The organism is Microcystis sp. M049S2 (genome assembly GCF_020245625.1).
GTDB classification, from domain to species: domain Bacteria; phylum Cyanobacteriota; class Cyanobacteriia; order Cyanobacteriales; family Microcystaceae; genus Microcystis; species Microcystis ichthyoblabe_A.
On the sequence record NZ_JADBUN010000290.1, the window covers coordinates 1 to 3,747 of the forward strand.

Genomic DNA, 3,747 nt, shown 5'->3' on the forward strand with positions numbered 1-3,747 from the left:
CTGCATTATTCACCAACTGGCAAAAACCTGATTGTGAGGACATCTCAAAAAACAGACTGTTTTTCAGCCAGATCGCTAGATGAACTTCTTGCCAAGGCTTTCGAGGATTTTCCAAAGTCTTCATGAATAATGCAGGTTAGACTTTTTTGACCTCAAAAAGTGCCTACCATTGGAGTGATCGGGGGTAAAATTCCTGGACTTTTTCCCTGAAAATTAGGTAACTGACTACCTCAAAATCGCTAAAACCCTACACCCCACACCCCACACCCCACACCCTGCCACCACGAAAAACTTTTTCAGCAGACCCTAACTAATCTCTGATCACTAGGGGCGATTGCAGGGTAATATTTAAATCTCGATCAGGGTTAACAGAGTATAACTGCGCGGAACTACCACCGACAATTCCCGCCGTCGGTAAACCCCATCCTGCAAGGGTTCCCACGGCTGCCCCCGCTAAAACATCGAGAACTTCGATCTTGCGATCGCCTGTAAGAGCAGCGATCGCTGTGGCTGCCCCCGCACCGGCGACGGTTCCCGCTAAGATATCTTGAGTTTTTGCCCCTTTACGCACGGTTTCAGTGGTAGTAATTAATCGGGAAGTGGCATTGAGGGGAATGGTGCGATTGCCCCCATCGAGGGCAATTTCATCGGCAATAAAGCGCACACCTCGGCCCGCCGCTTCTAAAGTACCCTTCACTTCACTTCCCGCTGCAATCACCACACTCCCATTCCGATCACGAATATCTCTGGCTACGGTTAAAGTCAGAGGAATAACATCACTTTTAGAAACTAAAATTTTATCGGCTTTCTCGTAATTCAAAGGGATAACTGTTCCGGCCGGAATCGAGATTTGTTGGGCGATGAGACGTTGCCGATTAATATTACTTTGAGCGAGGACGGGAAAAGTACCGGACATCGACCCCATCAGCAGGGTAATCAGTAAAGCTGTGCCGGCTCTAGTACCAGGATTGATAGACATAGCGGTTATCCTCTCAAAAAACAACAGTGAACTTTCTCTGTTTCTAGATTATTTTTTTCTGTCTGTCATGTCAGTCCCCTCCACAGGGAATTTTTTCCCTCTCTATAGGGAAAAAAGTAGAATAGGGGAATTTCTGCGTTTTGTCCAGCGACCGCAAAAGAGAGCCGAAAAGCCTAGAATAGTAAAAAACCTTGGATTGCCATCGTCTATGGAACTCGCTGCCGGAAAAATCCTTAGTCATCGCTACCAAATTATCCGTCAATTGGGAAAAGGGGGATTCGGACAAACTTTCTTAGCCTGCGATCGCCAGTTACCCAATCAAAATCGCTGTGTGATCAAACAATTTCAACCCCAGTGCCGGAATGCCGAAACTGTAGCCATCGCTAGACGACTGTTTGAAACCGAGGCGAAAATCCTGCAAGAATTGGGCAATCATCGCCATATTCCCCGTTTATTTGCTTATTTTGAGGAAAATGGGCAATTTTTCCTCGTGCAAGAATACATTGAAGGGGAAGATTTAGCCACAGAAATTACTGCCGGTGTCTATAGGCAAAATGAAGAGAAAGTAGTGGCTTTATTAACAGAAATTCTCTCAATTCTCGAATTTGTCCATCAGAAACAGGTGATCCATCGCGATGTTAATCCCTTCAATCTTATTCGTCGTCGTCAAGATGATCAATTGGTTTTAATTGATTTTGGCGCTGTCAAACAAATTAGCACGCAAGTAGTTCAAGAAGGTAAAACCGTTTCTACAGTCGCTATCGGTACCCCTGGTTATTTCCCCAGTGAACAGGCCCAAGGTTATCCCCGTTTTAGTAGCGATATTTATGCCACTGGTATGATTGGATTACAAGCTTTAACCGGTAAAGCTCCCGAAGATATTCCCTTGGATTCTCGCACGGGGGAAATTCTCTGGCAACATTTGGCCATGATTAGCGCCGAGTTTAGTGATGTTATCGAGCGCATGATCCGCTATGATTTTCGTCAGCGTTATACCAGCGCCAGTGAAGCATTAATCGCTCTGAGAAAATTAGGGAAAATTCATCATCTCGATCCGAAAAATACCCAGGCGGTGAAATCTCAAAGTCAAGTTGCTCGTCAAGGGAAATCTTGGCTAACAAAAATCTTGTTTGTATCGGGGACAATTGGTTTAATAGCTGGTGCTTATCTGGGTTTTGACTATTGGCAAAATTCCCGTAATTCTATTAATTACTATCAACAAGGCCAGACTTTTTATCAACTCAAACGTTATACCGATGCCCTTAATTCTTATGATCAAGCTTTAAAAATTAATCCCGATTACCTTGAGGCATTGCAAGGACAAGCTGATGCTTTATTGGCTTTAAAAAGATACTCGGAAGCTTTAAATACCTACGAAAAAGCTATTCAAATTAACCCAGATTCCGCTTGGCAAGCTTGGCTCGGTCGCGGGGAAGCTTTAGATAAATTAGGCAAAAATCAGGAGGCTTTAGAAAGTTTTGAGCGGGTCTTATCTCTTAATCCTGCTGCTAGTCAAGCTTGGCAAGGTAAAGCCGATATTTATCTAGAACTGCAACAATATTCCGCCGCCCAAAAAGCTCTTGAAAAATTGTTAACTTTTCAAAAAAATGATGCCAAAATATGGTATAAAAAAGGTTGGTCATTACAAAATCTTGAGGATTATGAAGGGGCAGTTAAAGCCTACGATCAGGCTCTAGCGATCGAGTCAGATAATGCCTTAATTTGGTATCAAAAAGGAAATAGTTTGTATCAATTAAATAAAATTAATGATGCCTTAGAAAGTTATAGCAAAGCCGGACAATTTAATCCCCAATTTTCCCAAGCTCACTATAGCCAAGGGATTATTCTGCAAAAATTAGGCCGCAATTCAGAAGCTTTGGAGGCATTTACGCAAGCAACCCAAGCCAATTCTAATTATTATCAAGCCTGGTTAAATCAAGGGGCATTACTTCATCAACTGGAAAGATTTCAAGAAGCGATCGCATCCTACGAAAAAGCTCGCCGTATTTCTTCCCAAAAATCTGAAGTTTTTATCGGTATCGGTAACGCTTGGTATCGTTTAGGCGACTATTCCCAAGCCATAATCGCCTATCAACAGGCGATTCAAAGACAAAAAGATAACCCAGAAACCTGGAAAAGTTTAGGCAATAGTTGGTTTAAACTCGGTCAATACGAGCGAGCGATTCAAGCTTATCAAGAATCACTTCGTTATCGTTCCAATGACCAAGAAGTGCAAACACAAAAACAACTGGCAGAAACTCGCTGGCAAGAACTTCAGCAATCTCCCCAAAACCAAACCCCGAAAGTGGATAATGAGGAACCTGTTCCCTAACTTCCGCTCTTTTTCTGGAGCTTTATCGCTTTTTACCAGTATTTCTCCGCCATAATTCCCGTCCTTGATAAAACTGTTTTTTCAGTTCTCCCAAGTGCCAATAAGCTCCCACCATATCTTTTTGTCTCCCTTTTCGTCTATAACCACCATTATTTCTTCCCCATCGACTAGATTTAGAATTAATATCAAATCTGGTTATATCTGAAATTAGTCCCAGATGTAGATATACTTTGCGCGGCTACAACTTGCATTTTTTACTCAAGGACAATAATATAGTTTAAGAGTCATAAGTAGCTGGTTATAATTAAATTAAAAATGGATTTTAGGTTCGATCCCCCCTGCCCCCCTTGATAAGGGGGGTGCCGATCCCCCCTTAGTCCCCCCTTTAATCCCCCCTTAATAAGGGGGGCATCTGACAACTTTTAACGCCTACCTA

Annotated in this window: 2 protein-coding genes; one reads left to right on the forward strand and one right to left on the reverse strand. The window is 42.8% G+C overall.

Annotated elements, in window-relative coordinates; translation table 11 throughout:
• Nucleotides 1–310: 310 nt before the first annotated feature.
• Nucleotides 311–979, reverse strand: a complete 669-nt coding sequence (locus IM496_RS21980; RefSeq protein WP_104397215.1) for a hypothetical protein — start codon at nucleotides 977–979, stop codon at nucleotides 311–313.
• Between the two features lie 208 nt (nucleotides 980–1,187).
• Between IM496_RS21980 and IM496_RS21985 the strand changes: the two genes are divergently transcribed.
• Nucleotides 1,188–3,311, forward strand: a complete 2,124-nt coding sequence (locus tag IM496_RS21985; RefSeq protein ID WP_287663340.1) for a serine/threonine-protein kinase — start codon at nucleotides 1,188–1,190, stop codon at nucleotides 3,309–3,311.
• Nucleotides 3,312–3,747 lie beyond the last annotated feature (436 nt).

What these genes read in the sequence shown, in the direction of transcription:
- IM496_RS21985 (WP_287663340.1), top strand. Translation starts at nt 1,188, where the DNA reads ATGGAACTCGCTGCCGGAAAAATCCTTAGTCATCGCTACCAAATTATC.
- IM496_RS21980 (WP_104397215.1), bottom strand. Translation starts at nt 979, where the DNA reads ATGTCTATCAATCCTGGTACTAGAGCCGGCACAGCTTTACTGATTACC.